At 36.2% G+C, this 15,332-nt stretch carries 18 protein-coding genes; 14 read left to right on the top strand and 4 right to left on the bottom strand.

The annotated features are described in order from the left end of the window. Positions 1 to 156 (top strand): ATP-dependent Clp protease proteolytic subunit (locus P6N22_RS09695; RefSeq protein ID WP_280332470.1); only part of this gene is annotated, 156 nt, incomplete at its 5' end. A 5-nt stretch (positions 157 to 161) separates the two neighbouring features. On the opposite strand, the gene P6N22_RS09690 is transcribed toward P6N22_RS09695, so the two are convergent. Then, positions 162 to 827 carry a nitroreductase gene (locus tag P6N22_RS09690; protein ID WP_280332468.1) on the bottom strand — a complete coding sequence of 222 codons (666 nt, stop codon included), beginning with the start codon at positions 825 to 827 and terminating at the stop codon, positions 162 to 164. 370 nt (positions 828 to 1,197) lie between these two features. On the opposite strand from P6N22_RS09690, the gene nifH reads away from it, so the two are divergent. The 13 genes from nifH (at position 1,198) to P6N22_RS09625 (ending at position 13,759) form a co-directional block, all read left to right on the top strand. Beyond that, on the top strand, positions 1,198 to 2,106 hold the full coding sequence (gene nifH, locus P6N22_RS09685) for a nitrogenase iron protein (protein ID WP_280332466.1): 909 nt from the start codon (positions 1,198 to 1,200) through the stop codon (positions 2,104 to 2,106). A 69-nt stretch (positions 2,107 to 2,175) separates the two neighbouring features. Further along, the gene (locus tag P6N22_RS09680; protein ID WP_280332464.1) at positions 2,176 to 2,535 is read left to right on the top strand and encodes a hypothetical protein; all 360 of its coding nucleotides are present in this window, start codon (positions 2,176 to 2,178) and stop codon (positions 2,533 to 2,535) included. Between the two features lie 32 nt (positions 2,536 to 2,567). Further along, complete coding sequence (nifD, locus tag P6N22_RS09675; RefSeq protein WP_280332462.1) at positions 2,568 to 4,034, top strand: nitrogenase molybdenum-iron protein alpha chain; 1,467 nt, start codon at positions 2,568 to 2,570, stop codon at positions 4,032 to 4,034. 1 nt (position 4,035) lies between these two features. Further along, entirely contained in the window at positions 4,036 to 5,583 is a 1,548-nt protein-coding gene (gene nifK, locus P6N22_RS09670) for a nitrogenase molybdenum-iron protein subunit beta (protein WP_280332460.1), read from the top strand. 105 nt (positions 5,584 to 5,688) lie between these two features. Then, complete coding sequence (locus P6N22_RS09665) at positions 5,689 to 6,108, top strand: TOBE domain-containing protein (RefSeq protein WP_280332458.1); 420 nt, start codon at positions 5,689 to 5,691, stop codon at positions 6,106 to 6,108. A gap of 164 nt (positions 6,109 to 6,272) precedes the next feature. Then, on the top strand, positions 6,273 to 7,382 hold the full coding sequence (locus P6N22_RS09660) for an aldo/keto reductase (RefSeq protein ID WP_280332456.1): 1,110 nt from the start codon (positions 6,273 to 6,275) through the stop codon (positions 7,380 to 7,382). Positions 7,383 to 7,384: 2 nt separating this feature from the next. Further along, the gene (locus P6N22_RS09655) at positions 7,385 to 9,025 is read left to right on the top strand and encodes an FAD-dependent oxidoreductase (protein ID WP_280332454.1); all 1,641 of its coding nucleotides are present in this window, start codon (positions 7,385 to 7,387) and stop codon (positions 9,023 to 9,025) included. Positions 9,026 to 9,028: 3 nt separating this feature from the next. Beyond that, positions 9,029 to 9,238 carry a putative nitrogen fixation protein NifT gene (nifT, locus tag P6N22_RS09650; protein WP_280332452.1) on the top strand — a complete coding sequence of 70 codons (210 nt, stop codon included), beginning with the start codon at positions 9,029 to 9,031 and terminating at the stop codon, positions 9,236 to 9,238. An 81-nt stretch (positions 9,239 to 9,319) separates the two neighbouring features. After that, positions 9,320 to 10,849 carry a sigma 54-interacting transcriptional regulator gene (locus P6N22_RS09645; protein ID WP_280332450.1) on the top strand — a complete coding sequence of 510 codons (1,530 nt, stop codon included), beginning with the start codon at positions 9,320 to 9,322 and terminating at the stop codon, positions 10,847 to 10,849. Beyond that, entirely contained in the window at positions 10,839 to 11,378 is a 540-nt protein-coding gene (locus P6N22_RS09640; protein ID WP_280332449.1) for a hypothetical protein, read from the top strand. Before P6N22_RS09645 ends, P6N22_RS09640 begins: the two co-directional genes overlap by 11 nt. Next, the gene (locus tag P6N22_RS09635) at positions 11,371 to 12,195 is read left to right on the top strand and encodes an SIR2 family protein (RefSeq protein WP_280332447.1); all 825 of its coding nucleotides are present in this window, start codon (positions 11,371 to 11,373) and stop codon (positions 12,193 to 12,195) included. The genes P6N22_RS09640 and P6N22_RS09635 overlap by 8 nt, the downstream gene beginning before the upstream one ends. Beyond that, positions 12,192 to 13,406: an ATP-dependent Clp protease ATP-binding subunit ClpX gene (clpX, locus tag P6N22_RS09630; RefSeq protein WP_280332445.1), complete on the top strand. Its 1,215-nt coding sequence runs from the start codon at positions 12,192 to 12,194 to the stop codon at positions 13,404 to 13,406. The genes P6N22_RS09635 and clpX overlap by 4 nt, the downstream gene beginning before the upstream one ends. Next, on the top strand, positions 13,406 to 13,759 hold the full coding sequence (locus P6N22_RS09625; protein ID WP_280332443.1) for a hypothetical protein: 354 nt from the start codon (positions 13,406 to 13,408) through the stop codon (positions 13,757 to 13,759). The genes clpX and P6N22_RS09625 overlap by 1 nt, the downstream gene beginning before the upstream one ends. A 47-nt stretch (positions 13,760 to 13,806) precedes the next feature. Here the strand turns inward: P6N22_RS09625 and P6N22_RS09620 are convergent, their stop codons facing one another. Genes P6N22_RS09620 through P6N22_RS09610 form a run of 3 tightly spaced genes read right to left on the bottom strand, consistent with a single transcriptional unit; the run spans position 13,807 to position 15,256 of the window. Continuing rightward, complete coding sequence (locus P6N22_RS09620) at positions 13,807 to 14,799, bottom strand: hypothetical protein (RefSeq protein WP_280332442.1); 993 nt, start codon at positions 14,797 to 14,799, stop codon at positions 13,807 to 13,809. An 8-nt stretch (positions 14,800 to 14,807) separates the two neighbouring features. Beyond that, positions 14,808 to 15,041 carry a hypothetical protein gene (locus P6N22_RS09615; RefSeq protein ID WP_280332440.1) on the bottom strand — a complete coding sequence of 78 codons (234 nt, stop codon included), beginning with the start codon at positions 15,039 to 15,041 and terminating at the stop codon, positions 14,808 to 14,810. An 8-nt stretch (positions 15,042 to 15,049) separates the two neighbouring features. Next, complete coding sequence (locus P6N22_RS09610; protein WP_280332438.1) at positions 15,050 to 15,256, bottom strand: CCE_0567 family metalloprotein; 207 nt, start codon at positions 15,254 to 15,256, stop codon at positions 15,050 to 15,052. Positions 15,257 to 15,332 lie beyond the last annotated feature (76 nt).

Genomic DNA, 15,332 nt, shown 5'->3' with positions numbered 1-15,332 from the left:
CAAGAACTCAACGAGATTTTGGCTGCAAATACAGGTCAAAAACTTGCAACGATCGAAAAAGATACTGATCGTGATAACTTCATGAGTGCCGAAGAATCAAAAAAATACGGTATGATTGATGAAGTACTCACAAAAAGTGAAGTAAAAGAGGACTAACTGTTTTAGTCATAAAATTTTGTAAACTCTTCTAATGCTACTCTATCAGTTTTATAACTGTTGATGGGTGCATTAGTATCCTCATATCCCAAAGCTATACCGCACAATAATATTTTCTCTTTTGCAATGTTAAGTTCATTTTTGACAATGGATGGATACTCTGCTAATGAAGCCATTGGGCAACACCCTAAACCCAGTTCTGTTGCTGTTAACATTATTGATTGTAAAAACATACCATAGTCTAAGTATGAACCTTTTTCTAAAATTGGATCAATAAAGAAATAAAGAACAACAGGAGCACCGAAAGCTTGGTAGTTTTTTCTCCATTGTTGTAGCTGTTTTATCTTGTCTTCTTTGTTTATTCCTAAAGTTTGGTACATTAGAAGCCCAGTAGCTTTACGTCTGCTTTTATAAGGTTCTATCCATTCTTGTGGATAGTACTGATAATCCATCTTTTCTTTTTTACCCTTATCAAAGAGTTCTAACATTTTGTTTTCAAGAGTTGTTTTTTTATTTCCGGAAACTACACAAACATCAAACGGTTGCATATTAACACCTGAAGGTGACATCTTTGCAGCTTCTAAAATATTTATGATTGTATTCTTTGGAACTTCTTTGTCCAAATATGCCCTGACAGATTTTCGTTGTTGTAAAACATCTATGACACTCACAATATTCTCCTCTTATATGATTGTATAAATTATACAATCTATGTATAGCATAAAGAAAGCAGCTACATAAAATAGAAACTATACAAAAAGAGATAGCACTTAACAATTTTGTTGTACAGGTTTACATTATTTGTCCACTTTTGGTTACAAAAAACGATTTTGTAGCTTCATTTTTTCCTTTTTTGTTAATAATTTTTTTCTTCTATTCTTAAATTAAAATAAGACAAAAAAACTCCTTTTTTATTTTAAAAACCCTTAAAACAGGGCTTTATAGACAAATTTGTAAATTTTTTTAAAAAATATCTTCTCTAGGGAACGCTATGTGTAATAGTAATTTCGAACTTAAATTAAACGCATTAAAGGAGACGATATGTCTGAATTAAGACAAATTGCATTTTACGGAAAAGGTGGAATCGGGAAGTCAACTACTTCTCAAAATACATTGGCGGCTATGTGTCATTACTATGGTAAAAAAATTCTTATTGTTGGTTGTGACCCGAAAGCGGATTCAACTCGTCTTATCTTACACGAGAAAGCACAATCTACAATTATGCAACTAGCTTCTGAAGCAGGAACTGTTGAAGATCTAGAGTTAGAAGATGTATGTAAACCGGGTGCGGATGAATTCCACCCAGATAACACAGAAATCACTGAAGGTTTCATTATGTGTACAGAGTCTGGTGGTCCAGAGCCAGGTGTTGGTTGTGCAGGTCGTGGTGTTATTACAGCGATTAACTTCCTTGAGGAAGAAGGTGCTTACGATGATGATTTAGATTTCGTTTCTTACGACGTACTTGGTGACGTTGTTTGTGGTGGATTCGCTATGCCAATTCGTGAAGGTAAAGCTCAAGAAATTTACATCGTAATGTCAGGTGAAATGATGGCTATGTATGCAGCTAACAACATCTCTAAAGGTATTTTAAAATACGCTAATACTGGTGGTGTTCGTCTTGCAGGTCTTGTATGTAATGCTCGTATGACTGACCGTGAGTATGACCTTGCTAAAAACTTAGCAACTCAAATCGGTACTCAAATGATTCACTTCGTACCACGTTCTAACCACGTTCAACGTGCTGAGTTACGTCGTATGACTGTTGTTGAATTCTCACCAAACTCTGATCAAGCGATGGAGTACAAAGAGTTAGCTCGTAAAATCATCGAAAACGATCTTAAAGTTATCCCAACTCCATTAGAGATGGATGACCTTGAAAACCTATTAATGGAATTCGGTTTAGACGAAGAAGTAGAAGAAGGTGCAGTTGGTCAAAAAGAAGCGTAAGCTTCGACCAACAGCCTATACTTAGTTTTTAAAATTTCACAATATATTATACATAAACAGGAGAGAGAAATGTTCGTATGTGGTTACCACTTCCCAGCAAGTGAAGGAAATGATGTTAGTTTTGACAAAGTTATTGCAAAAGTAGAAGAAGGTTTAGATGCAGCAGGTAAATCTGTTGTTCTTACAAGTGAAACTCGTGAGGGTGCTTTATTAGAAGAGATCACTGTAGCAGAGGGTACTTTTGCTCATAAAGCTCTTGTAGATTACTACAATAATGCAGAAGTTGCAGATAAAGATGGTTTCAAAATGATGTATTACACAAATAAATACCAAATTTCTGAAATTTCAAAATCTGTTGACGGTGACGCAACAAAAGATCTTTGTAAAAAATTAGATGATATGAATCTATACAGAATTAAAGTAGCTTAGTCAGCTGCTTTAATACCCTTAAGGAGGAAAGAATGGGTCCAGAAACATTAGAAGCTTTACAACAAGAAGCTATCGCAGAGGTTTTAGAAGTTTATCCTGCCAAAGCGGCTAAAAACAGAGCAAAACACTTAGGTGTAGATGCACCAGAAGGTGTTAAAGGTGCTTGTGATAAAACAAGATCAAACAAACAAACTGTTCCAGGTGTAATGTCTCAACGTGGTTGTGCTTATGCAGGTTCTAAAGGGGTTGTTTGGGGTCCAATTAAAGATATGATCCATATCTCTCACGGTCCAGTTGGTTGTGGTCAATATTCTCGTGCTGGTCGTCGTAACTACTACATCGGTACTACAGGTGTTGATACTTTCGTTACAATGAACTTTACAACAGACTTTACAGAAAAAGACATCGTATTCGGTGGAGATAAAAAACTGAAAAAAGCTCTTGAAGAGATTGATGAATTATTCCCGTTAAACAACGGTATCTCAATTCAATCAGAGTGTCCAATCGGTCTTATCGGGGATGATATTTCTGCAGTTGCAAAAGTACATAAAAAAGAGAGTTCTAAACCAACTGTTGCCGTATCTTGTGAAGGTTTCCGTGGTGTATCTCAATCACTTGGTCACCACATCGCAAACGATATGATCCGTGATGAAGTTATGCCAGATGCTGCTGCAAGAGCTGATTTCGAATCTACTGATTATGATGTATCTATTATCGGGGATTACAATATCGGTGGAGATGCTTGGGCAACTCGTATCTTACTTGAAGAGATCGGTCTTCGTGTTATTGCACAATGGTCAGGTGATGCTTCATATAAAGAATTAGCTGTAGCTCCAAAAGCGAAGTTAAACTTACTTCACTGCTACCGTTCAATGAACTATATCTCACGTCACATGGAACAAGAATTCGGTATTCCTTGGATGGAATATAACTTCTTCGGACCAACTAAAACGACTGAGTCTTTAAGAAAAATTGCTGCTTTCTTTGATGAGTCTATTCAGAAAAAAGCAGAAGAAGTTATCGCTAAATATACAGCTATGACTGATGCGGTTATCGCAAAATTTAAACCGAAATTAGAGGGTAAACAAGTAATGTTATACGTTGGTGGTTTACGTCCTCGTCACGTTATCGGTGCTTACGAAGATCTTGGTATGGAAGTTATCGGTACTGGTTATGAGTTCGCTCACGGTGATGACTATAAACGTACTAAAGAAGATATTGCAAGATCTACTCTTATCTATGATGATGTTAACGAGTATGAACTTGAAAAATTCGTTAAAAAATTAAAACCGGATTTAGTAGCTGCTGGTGTTAAAGAGAAATATGTATTCCAAAAAATGGGTCTTCCATTTAGACAAATGCACTCTTGGGATTATTCTGGTCCTTACCACGGGTATGACGCATTCGCAGTATTTGCAAAAGATATGGATTTAGCTATGAACTCTCCAGTTTGGAACCATACTAAAGCTCCATGGGAAAAAGAAGAAGTAGGAGCTTAAGATGCAAGACGTAGAAAACATTGTTAACGGTCAAAAATTATTTTTAAAACCGGAGTACCAAGAAGTACTTAAAAATAAAAAACAATTCGAAGGTGCTATGGGTGCTGTAAACCCTGCTAAAGTTGAAGAAGTTGCTGAGTGGACTAAAACTTGGGAATACCGTGAGAAAAACCTTGCTCGTGAGGCTATCACTGTAAACCCTGCGAAAGCTTGTCAACCACTTGGTGCTATCATGGTTGGTCTTGGTATAGAAAACACTATGCCATACGTTCATGGTTCACACGGTTGTGTTGCTTACTTCCGTTCATACTTTACACGTCACTTCAAAGAGCCAACACCATGTGTATCTGACTCTATGAGTGAATCTGCAGCGGTATTCGGTGGTCTTGCAAATATGAAAGACGGTTTACGTAACTGTAACGCTATGTATAAACCAGAGCATATCTCTGTTTCTACTACTTGTATGGCTGAAGTTATCGGTGATGACTTAAATGCTTTCATTACAGGTGCTAGAGAAGATGCTGAGGGTGAATTAGATGATTTACCTATCACATATGCTCACACTCCATCATTTGTTGGTAGCCATATTACTGGTTACGATAACATGATGAAATCAACTTTAGAGCAACTTAACCCAGAAAGAAGCGAAAAAGTTGTTGAAGAGGGTCGTATCAACATCATCCCTGGTTTTGAACCATACTTAGGTTCTTTAGCAGAGGTAAAAGAGATCTCTAAAATGTTCTCTGACAAAATTCACATGATCGGTGATCATGAAGCTCAATGGAATACAGGTGCTGGTTCATATTCACTATATGCTGGTGGTACTCCATTAGATATCGTTAAAACTGCTATCAATGCAGAATCGACTATCTCTTTACAAAAATATTCTACAGTGCAAACTGCTAAGACTATTAAAAATAAATGGAAACAAGGTTATGAAACTTGTAATCCAATCGGTTTAGCTGGAACTGATGCGTTTGTTATGAAACTAGCTGAACTTACTGGTAAAGAAGTACCAGAAGAATTAAAAGCACAACGTGGTCAACTTGTTGATGCTATGCAAGATTCTTATCCGTATATGCACGGTAAAAAATTCGCAATCTATGGAGATCCTGACTTCTTATTAGGTCTTGTATCTTTCATCGTTGAGATGGGTGGTATTCCAACTCACGTTCTTTGCCATAATGCGCCAAGAAAAGGTTGGGAAGATGATATGAAAGCTATCATTGCTAAATCTCAATGGGCTGAAGATTGTCAAATTTGGCCAGGTAAAGACTTATGGCACTTACGTTCATTACTATTCACTGAGCCGGTTGACTTCATGATCGGTAACGTATATGGTAAAGAACTTTACCGTGATACAGGAACTCCGTTAATCAGAATCGGATTCCCTATCTTTGATAGACACCACCTACATAGATACTCTATGAGTGGTTACAAAGGTGCGTTAAACTTACTTACTTGGATTACGAACGCTGTTCTTGACCAACTAGATGAAGAAACAAAAGATATCGCAAAAACTGACTACTTCTTCGACTGTGTAAGATAGTTAAAAAAATTCATTTATTCTCCAAAACTAGAGAGGTTTCTCTCTAGTTTTTTTTTAATCCACCATTGTATCAAAAAAGATATAAAGAAAATAAAAAGGCTTAATATGAAACTGAGTGCCAGAAATCAATTACACGGTATTGTGGAATATCTAGATAAGGGGATGATAAATTCGTCTGTGTATATAAAACTAAAAAGCGGCTATACCCTGGTAAGTGTTATTACAAACACTGCAGTTGAAGACTTGAATCTGCAAATAGGTGATAAAGTACTTGCATTTTTTAAATCAAGTTCTACGCTTATTACAACAGATATAACTCTGAATATCAGTGCTAGAAATAAATTCCAAGGCACTATAAGTAATATCAATGAAGGCACAGTGACGGCAGAAATAGAAATCGAAATAGGGGCTAGTGACAAAATTGTTTCGGTGATTACAAAAATATCGACAAGGACTTTAGAGTTGCACTGCGGAGATGCTGTGAGTGCGATAATTAAAGCTACAGATGTCATGTTGGCAAAATAAATTTTTTCTAGATATTTCTCAAAGGAACACTTTTTGAATAGATAATGTAAAAATTATGAGGAATCTCTTATGGAATATATAATTTTAGGATTAACTATGCTGACTTACGCTGTGGGAATTGGATTATATGTTCAAAGAGTAGCTGCAAAGACAAAGAGTAACTAATGAGTCACGCTACACTGGAAGATACATATAATTTTGCCAAAAAATTTTCTCAATACAAAGATTTTTATATTAAACACAATAATCTGATTTTTTCAAAACTGGGTTTGGGGACTTTTGTAAAAGAACCTTATAAAGAGGAAAATTATGTTTTTCACTATATTGAGGCTGTTAAAGAAGCAATAAGACAAGGGATCAATGTTATTGATACTGCAAGTAACTACCGTTATGGCCAAAGTGAAAAAGAGATAGGTGAAGCCTTGGCAGAACTTATTGCAGAGGGTGAAGTAAAACGTGAAGAGTTGATAATAGCTTCAAAAGGCGGTTTTATAGAGCTTGAATATCCTTTTCCTGAAAATCCTTATACTTGGATTGCAGAAAACATTATTGAGGCTGGTCTTGCAACAAAAGACGATATAGAACTAGACCAACACTGCATAACACCTGATTATCTTGAAGCTAGTTGTAGAAAAAGTCTAAAAAATTTAGGTGTAGACTCTCTTGATATTTATTACCTTCATAATCCTGAAATGCAGTTACTTCGTTTAGGGCATAAAGCTTTTTACAAACAGATAGAAAAAGTATTTGAACGTTTTGAAAAACTTGCTGATCTCGGACTTATTCAAAGTTACGGTGTAGCCGTTTGGAACGGATTTACATCGGAAAATTCAAGTGAGCTAATTAGTTTGGAAAAACTTGTCGAGTGTGCTATTAAAGTCGGTGGCATGGGACACAGATTTAAGTATATCCAACTACCGTTTAATATGGGAAAAACAACTGCCTATACGGCAGAGACACAAAAAGTAGACGGTGTAGCTTGTTCGGTGATAAATGCAGCACATAATTTAGGTATTGGAGTTATCAGTTCATCTTCACTATTACAGATGAATCTGTTTAAAAAGTCATTTTCTGCCGAGACAGGTGTAGTGTTAGACAATTCTATGACTTTAAAAAATGATATTCAGCTTGCACTTCAGTTTGTTCGTTCAACTCCGGGAATCGTTACTTCCCTGTTTGGTTCGAAAGTACCTGTAAATATTAGAGAAAATTGTGAGATTTCAAAAGTAAGAGCAGTTCCTCGTACAAAATATGATCTACTCTACAGGTTATAAGCATGTTATATGATGTAATTGTAGTAGGCGGCGGTGTAGCCGGACTTATGGCGGCTATTGAAGCAAAAACAAACAACAACAAAGTAGCTCTAATAACAAAAGGGAATCTGTTTAAATCAAATTCTTCCATCGCAAGTGGTGGTATTAATGCCGTTTTAGATCCGAATGATAAAGATGGAATTCGCTTTCACGTAGTCGATACAATGCGTGCATGTTTTGGGATTGAAAAAAGAAAAGCGATTACATATATGTGTGAACGTGCACCTCATATAATCGAGAAACTGGTTGATTTCGGTGTTGCATTTGACAAAGATGAAAACGGCAAGATTGCACAAAGAAGTTTTGGAGGCGGCAGGACGCAAAGAACTTGTTTTGTAGGTGATAAAACTGGTGCTGCAATAACACAGGCACTGATAAAAAAAGCCAAAAGTGTGGGAGTGACGTTTCTAGTAAATAATTTTGTTATGAACTTAACACACCTGAACAATCGTGTCAGCGGTGTCGTAGCATTAAGAAGATCAGATTCCTCTTTAATGGTTTACCCTGCAAAATCGGTTGTTTTAGCTGGTGGGGGATACGCAGGGATCTATAGAGGGCATACGACAAATGCGCAAGATTATGCAGGTGATATGTTGGCACTTGCTCTAAGAGCCGGACTCAATTTAAAAGATATGGAATTTGTTCAATTTCATCCGACAGGTCTGCATAAAACATCTTATTTGGTAAGTGAAGCGGCACGCGGTGAAGGTGGATATCTGATCAATGAAAAAGGTGAACGTTTTGTGAATGAACTTGAACGACGTAACGTTGTGAGTTCAGCAATATCAAGACAAATTGAAGCCGGACACAAAGTGTACATAGATCTGCGTCATCTGCCAAAAGAGTTAATTGAGACAAGACTGCCAAGTCTGTACAAAGCTGCATATAACCAAGCAGGAATAGATGTAACACAAGAGCCTTTAGAGATCCGTCCCGTTGCTCACTATTCGATGGGCGGTATAGAATCCAATATGACTAAAACTTCTATAAAAGGACTGTTTGTATGTGGTGAATGTGCAGCTGAAGGTATTCACGGAGCCAATCGTTTAGGAGGAAATTCTTTACTTGAAGGTGCTGTTTTCGGTGAATTAGCAGGTAAAAATGCACTTGCTTGCTCACAAAACAGAGACTTCTTGCCGATAGACTACAATTTGGTAATAAAAGATCAAAAACTTATAGATTGGATCTTCGATATGGACAGTTCAAAGAATTTTAATGCCATGAGAGTATCCATGGGTGAAGCAATGTTTAAATATGCAGGTATTCATAGAGATGAAGATGGGCTACAAAAATTGTTTGATTATTTAAAATATCTTCGTAAAGAAGCTATCACACTACATTGTATCGATAAAGGCAGGGCAAATAATGTTGAACTTATTTCAATTTTAGAACTTAGAAATGCCTTGGAGGTTGCAGAAGCAGTTGTTTTATCGGCTATGTTTAGAAAAGAGAGTCGGGGTGCTCATCACAGAGATGACTATAAAAAAGATGATATTACTTTACAAAAATCTATCTTGGTGAGCGAACCTAAAAAAGGGTTTTTTGATGTGCGTTATGAAGACAAAGGGCTCATCAAATGGATACGAAATTTAATTAAAGGATAAAAAATGGCAAAAGTTATGTTAAGAGAAAATGATGGAGAGATTTTTTTCTACATTGCAAAAAAAGATATGGAAGAAACTATAGAGTCTTTAGAGTTTAACACTGATGAAAAATGGGGTGGAGAAGTAGAGCTTAGTAATGGTGAAACTTGGTGGATTCAACCAGGTCCTAAAAACCTGCCAAAAGAGGAAGTCTGCAAGAAGCTGGCTGACTGATTAAAAGTTATACATAAAACATCATAAAAAATATTCAAATAGTTATATAATTTATATAAAAAATAAAAAGAAGAAATAATTATGATAACTTGCGATCATTGTTTAACTCATAAAGAGCTGTTGGTTTTATATGATATTGCGGCATTAATATCTGATTCAAGAGATATTCAAAAATCTTTAGAGAAAAGTTTACAAGCATTGAAAAACTCTCTGCAATTGGAAAATTGTGTAATCTATAAACTAGAGGATGAGACTTTAAATGTTTTTGCATCTTTAGGTTTTAGCAAATTTCAAAAAGTAAACTCTGAGTATAAACTAGGAGAGGGTGCTACGGGTCTTGCAGCAAAAAGTATGGAGCCTGTAGTTATTGAGAATATCCATAACGATATTTTATTTCTCAATAAATCTGGTAATAAAACAAATCATACGATTTCATATATTGCAGTACCTATGATTGCAGGTAAAGATGTTGTCGGAGTAATTGGGGCTAACCTAACAAAAGACACACAAATTGATTTTGAAGAGACGGTGAGAATACTCACAATTATTAGTTCTTTATTTGCACAATATATCAGCTCGAATGATTTTGTGGAGAAAGAGAAGGAAAGGCTTAAGGAGTTAAAACTTTATTATAAAATGGAATGGGATTCAAAGGTACACAATTTTGGTGACATTATAGGTGAAAGCCCTAAAATGCAAACTGTTTATCAAGTGATTGAGAGAATTGCACAAAGTGATGTAACTGTTTTAGTTCGTGGTGAAACAGGAACGGGTAAAGAGTTAGTCGCTGCTGCAATTCATAAACGTTCAAAAAGAAATGAAGAACCGTTTATTAAGCTCAATTGTGCGGCAATTACAGACACTCTTTTAGAAAGTGAACTTTTTGGGCATGAAAAAGGTGCTTTTACCGACGCAAAAGAGACACGTAAAGGTCGTTTTGAACTTGCGGACGGCGGGACACTTTTCCTAGACGAGATAGGAGATATTTCTGCCTCTGCTCAGGTAAAACTTTTACGTGTTTTACAAGAGAGAGAGTTTGAGCGTGTTGGCGGAAGTAAAACTATTCGCGTAAACGTTCGTCTGGTCGCTGCAACAAACAGGGATCTAGAGCAGATGGTAAAAGATGGTGAGTTTAGAGAGGATCTTTACTACCGTTTAAATGTAATTCCAATTGATCTGCCACCACTTCGTGAACGTGGTGAGGATATTAAGTTATTGGTAAACTTTTTCTTAGAACGTTCTATGAAAAACCATAAAAAAATAGTAAAAATTACGGATGAAGCGATGGATAAACTTATGTCTTATCCTTGGCCGGGAAATGTCCGTGAACTTGAAAATACTATTGAGCGTATTGTACTTATGGGGAATGAAGACGGAATTACAGCAAGTGATATGACATTACTGCTTCCGGCACTGAAAAATGAGTACTTAATAGAAAATGAAAAACATGCTCACGAAGTGCTTGATCAAAACATGACTTTAGAAGATCTTGAAAAAGATGCAGTTATACGTGCACTTGAAAAAAGTGACGGTAATCAGGCTGAAGCGGCAAAAAGTTTAGGAATTACACAAAGACAAATTGGATATAAGGTGAAAAAATATGGACTCTAATATACTTTACAAAGATGAAAGTTTAGAACTGTGTGAAGATTTTATTGATATCGGCTATATGGCTGAGAACATTGAAGTTTCTGATCTCAAAGGGGAGTCCAAAGAGATCAGAAGAAGCCATCCGGATAAATCGATGACTCTTTTGATCTCTTTTCCCTCTACTTCAGAAAGCTTTGTTAATGAAATTTTAAAAATAGATGAATTAATGGATCATATTCAAGTGCCTATTCATTGTTATTTAATCTTTGCCAAAGAGGATGAAAGTCAAGTAGTTTTAAAAAACAGACTGAAAAAATTTGAACTAGTTTTTGACGCTGAAGAAGAGTTCGGATCTATGTACGGTACAAAACTTGTAAGTGGAAGTTTAGAAGGCGAGTTAACGAAGTCTTTATTTTTAATAAGTAAAGACGGTGCTGTTTTTTATCTTGAGATGCCGAGTAATTTGGAAAAAGAACTTGACTTGGATAGATTGAGAGTAGAGTTAAACAAAGCCTATACTAGCTACACCGGAGTAGGATGTCATGGATAATGTAATAGAAAGACTACAAAATGGAGAGCTTGTCCCTTTTATCGGGATGGGAGTGTTTGCAAACACGAAAGCCAAAGATGGCTCAGTGTTGCCGTATGACAGTGACAGTATGATACTAGCACTTAATAACGGGCGTGCTATGAGTCCAAGACTTATGTATGAGTACTCTAGAGCGGCAATGAGTTTGGAGCAAAGAAAAGGACGAGAATTTATCGTTCAGATGACAAACCACATTTACGCTTCAAAAGAATACGACCTTCCTTTCACTTATGAATTTTTAAAAACAATCCAACCAAAATATATGATCGATACAAATGTAGATGACAGCGGATGTAAAGTGTACGAAGATGTAGAACACTTTATGATTACTGGAGTTTCACGTATTACGGCTGACTATGATAGATTTATCATTTATAAATACGATCCGGAAACAAAAGAGTATACGGTTGTTGATAAAAGTGAACTGAATGATTCTCTACCGATTTTATTTAAGCCTATGGGATGTATGAAACCACAAATGAACTTTATCATTTCAGATGCGGATTTCGTGGACTGGCTTACTGAAGCTATGGGCGGATATGCATTACCACCGTTTTTAAAAGAGTACAAAAAAGACAAATCATACCTGTTCCTAGGTGTTGATTTTTCACGCGATACTTTTAGAATGGTTGCTCATGAAACAACATTGGGACTCAATGAAGGACTTGTGGTACTTCCAAAAGAGGAACTTACAAAAAAAGAGAACAAATTTGTTAGCACACATAATTTACAAGTTGTAAATCAAGACTGTGACAACTTTTTAAAGGCTCTAGCATGAGTGATTTAGTTTGTAGCTTTTGTGGTAAAGGGATCAAAGAAGTAGAGAGAATTTTTAGTGCTGAAGGTGCACATATTTGTAATGAGTGTATAGATACTTGTTCAGATATTATAGGAAAAGAACATCTCAAAAAAGAGAGAGCAGAGTTTCGCAAGGGACTAAGCATTCCTACACAGATCAAAGAGCATCTCGACAATTATGTAATTGGGCAAGAAGATGCTAAAAAAGTGCTTGCAGTTGCTCTATATTCTCACTATAAACGTATAGACAAACCGACTTTTAAAAACGTAGAGATCGAAAAAAGTAATATTTTACTTGTCGGTCCAACGGGAAGCGGTAAAACACTTTTGGCAAAATCCTTAGCAAAAATTATGGATGTACCTTTTGCGGTAGCTGATGCTACTGCTCTGACTGAAGCAGGATATGTCGGTGAGGATGTTGAGTCTATACTTTCTCGTCTTTTGGCATCTGCTGATTATGATATTGAACGTGCGCAAAAAGGGATCATCTATATTGATGAGATTGACAAAATTGCAAATAAAAGTGAAAGTGCGACAAGCGGACGTGATGTATCTGGTGAGGGTGTACAACAGGGACTTTTAAAAATCCTAGAAGGTGGAGAAGTTTACGTACCAGTAAAAGGAAGCCGTAAAAGCTCTTCGGCAGAAACGATTCTGTTTGATACTACTCATGTACTTTTCATTTGTGGTGGTGCATTTGTCGGCCTAGTCGGAGATGATGAGCGTAGAAAAAAATTCAAAGCGAAAAAGATGGGATTTTTAAAATCTAGCGATGAAGAGACTGTACAAAAAGAGATAGAATCAAAAGACTTAATCAACTTTGGTCTGATCCCTGAGTTTATTGGACGTATTCCTGTAATTGCAACACTGAATCCTCTTACAATTGAAGACCTTATCCGTGTACTTAAAGAGCCTAAGAATGCAATCATTAAACAGTATCAGGCTCTATTTGAACTTGACGGTATTGAGCTTGATTTTAGTGAAGACGCACTAGAAGCTATCGCACACGAAGCTGATGATAAAGGTGTAGGTGCCAGAGGTCTTCGTGGAATTATTGAGAAAATCATGCTTCCTCTTCAATATGAACTTCCTGCAAAAGAGAATGTTGAAGGGTGTACTATTACTAAAGCTTTCATCGACGGTGATGAAGAGATTAAACTTCGTTATGAAGAAAAGAAGGAGGCCAACTAATGGACGATCAATCAACTGCATACGAATGGGCAAAAACGTATAATTTCACAGAACAAGAGATCCATTACGCTACGATTTTAGCACTTAAAATTTTAGATGATGAGTGTCAAATGGATTATGACAATTACAATCTTTTTATGTCTGTATATGACGGTATTAAAGATAAAGTAAATACACCGTTTAATTTGAGTGTACACTCTATTATAGACTTAGCTCGTGCCAAGGATCCGATCAAAGCTGATCCTATATACAAAGATATGATCGGTGAGTTGCGTGTAACTATGATGAAAGATATGGAAAAACCTATCATGAAGGCGTATAAAAACCTTGTGTGGGATGTAGTAAGCTGTTAGTTAGCAAATGCAAACTTCTTTGTGTTTGCAGCTTAGAAACTATAATATTAGTCTAAATCGCAGAACTCCAGGTTCGGCAGATTTGGACGTTCTAGATCATTCTCTAGAATATAGAGATTTTTTAACTTTGTCAGTTTATTAAATGAGGCCGGGTACTCATGAAGCTGATTTTCTTCAATATCCAACTCCAATAGATTTTCTAACTCTCCAATACATTCCGGAAGTTTTTTCAACTGATTTGCACTGACACTTAGATGATTCAGTTTTTTCAGTTTACAAACATTGTCAGGAAGATATTCCAAATTGTTATTATCCAGTGTAAGGATTTGAAGATCTTCTAATGCACTTATGTCAAAGTCAATTTTTGTTAGGTCATTATCGTTGAGATTGAGTTTAATAAGCATATCATGAGCTTCAAGTGATGGAAGGTCTTGAATATTGTTTCCCTCTAGCAAAAGTGTCTCCAACTCGTCAATCTCACCTAAAGACTTAGGCAGATGCGTAAAGTCATTGTAAGAGAGATCGAGATAGTAAAGAGAACGCATCTGTGCAAAGATCTCCGGCAGTTCTTGAAGCTTGTTTGTATCAAGCGAGAAGTAGAGCAGCTTTTTTAAATTTTTCATATCTGCAGGGATTGATTCTAAAGCGTTAGCAGCCATTGTTAAACGTGTTATAGTTGTCAGTTTTGAAAAACTCTTTGGAAGTTTTGTCAATCTGTTGCCGTTAAGATTTAAAATCATCAGCTCTTCAAGTCCGCCTATAGACTCAGGCAGAGAACTCAGCAGATTGTTTTCACACTGTAAGTTTTTTAGTTGTTTGAGATTTCCGATGCTGTTTGGAAGTTTTTCAAGACGATTGTTTGAAAGTTTTAAGACCATAAGATTTGGTAAAAAACCTATACTCTCAGGAAGCTCGCGAATCTTACACTTTGAAAGATCAAGCATAGTAAGAGTTTTGAGTTTTTCTAAATCCGCAGGTATCTTAGAGCTAAAACCGTGACTTTTCATCCATCTTGCAAAATCGTTTAAAATTGTCTCCATCTTAACACCTATACCGCATTTTTTTGTTCTATGAGAAATCCTATCTCCTCATAGTCAACTTCTCCGAATTGGATCATGTTAAAAAGTGCCATCAATGGACGTCTACAACATGTCTTATTACATCCGGTAACAAGTTTTTTCGCTTTTTTATATGGAAGATCAGTAGCGCGTAAAATATTCTCTGCTTGGGCAACAGTTTTATCACCGCATTCGCAAATGATTTTATCTTGTACCGGTTCCATAGTATTTGTTATTGTAAAAAGGTATGCTCAGCTTTGAAATCTTCAACTACTTTCATAGCGTTTTGGACATCTTGGCTAAGTGTCATGAGTCTTGCATAGTCTGTCCAGATTGTATCTTCAACTATGTCGTGGATCTCACCTGCAAGTTCTACAACTTTTCTTTTGTAACCTGCTAACTCTTTTTTCAGTTCTTTTTGTTCTTCTGTTAATGCCATAATATACTTCCTTAATTTTATTTCATAAAATGAAGGGAATCCCTCATCTTTTTATACAGATATGGAAGTAATTCCA

Origin of the sequence: Sulfurimonas sp. C5 (assembly GCF_029872055.1) — a bacterium.
GTDB lineage: Bacteria > Campylobacterota > Campylobacteria > Campylobacterales > Sulfurimonadaceae > Sulfurimonas.
Note: the sequence above shows the minus strand (reverse complement) of the source record. Positions and strands in the feature narration are given on the sequence as shown.

Bases quoted from the DNA above. Each gene is read 5' to 3' on its own strand.
- P6N22_RS09615 (WP_280332440.1), bottom strand. From the start codon at position 15,041: ATGGAACCGGTACAAGATAAAATCATTTGCGAATGCGGTGATAAAACT.
- clpX (WP_280332445.1), top strand. From the start codon at position 12,192: ATGAGTGATTTAGTTTGTAGCTTTTGTGGTAAAGGGATCAAAGAAGTA.
- P6N22_RS09665 (WP_280332458.1), top strand. From the start codon at position 5,689: ATGAAACTGAGTGCCAGAAATCAATTACACGGTATTGTGGAATATCTA.
- P6N22_RS09640 (WP_280332449.1), top strand. From the start codon at position 10,839: ATGGACTCTAATATACTTTACAAAGATGAAAGTTTAGAACTGTGTGAA.
- nifT (WP_280332452.1), top strand. From the start codon at position 9,029: ATGGCAAAAGTTATGTTAAGAGAAAATGATGGAGAGATTTTTTTCTAC.
- nifD (WP_280332462.1), top strand. From the start codon at position 2,568: ATGGGTCCAGAAACATTAGAAGCTTTACAACAAGAAGCTATCGCAGAG.
- P6N22_RS09680 (WP_280332464.1), top strand. From the start codon at position 2,176: ATGTTCGTATGTGGTTACCACTTCCCAGCAAGTGAAGGAAATGATGTT.
- P6N22_RS09655 (WP_280332454.1), top strand. From the start codon at position 7,385: ATGTTATATGATGTAATTGTAGTAGGCGGCGGTGTAGCCGGACTTATG.
- P6N22_RS09610 (WP_280332438.1), bottom strand. From the start codon at position 15,256: ATGGCATTAACAGAAGAACAAAAAGAACTGAAAAAAGAGTTAGCAGGT.
- P6N22_RS09635 (WP_280332447.1), top strand. From the start codon at position 11,371: ATGGATAATGTAATAGAAAGACTACAAAATGGAGAGCTTGTCCCTTTT.
- P6N22_RS09660 (WP_280332456.1), top strand. From the start codon at position 6,273: ATGAGTCACGCTACACTGGAAGATACATATAATTTTGCCAAAAAATTT.
- P6N22_RS09625 (WP_280332443.1), top strand. From the start codon at position 13,406: ATGGACGATCAATCAACTGCATACGAATGGGCAAAAACGTATAATTTC.
- P6N22_RS09645 (WP_280332450.1), top strand. From the start codon at position 9,320: ATGATAACTTGCGATCATTGTTTAACTCATAAAGAGCTGTTGGTTTTA.
- nifH (WP_280332466.1), top strand. From the start codon at position 1,198: ATGTCTGAATTAAGACAAATTGCATTTTACGGAAAAGGTGGAATCGGG.
- nifK (WP_280332460.1), top strand. From the start codon at position 4,036: ATGCAAGACGTAGAAAACATTGTTAACGGTCAAAAATTATTTTTAAAA.
- P6N22_RS09620 (WP_280332442.1), bottom strand. From the start codon at position 14,799: ATGGAGACAATTTTAAACGATTTTGCAAGATGGATGAAAAGTCACGGT.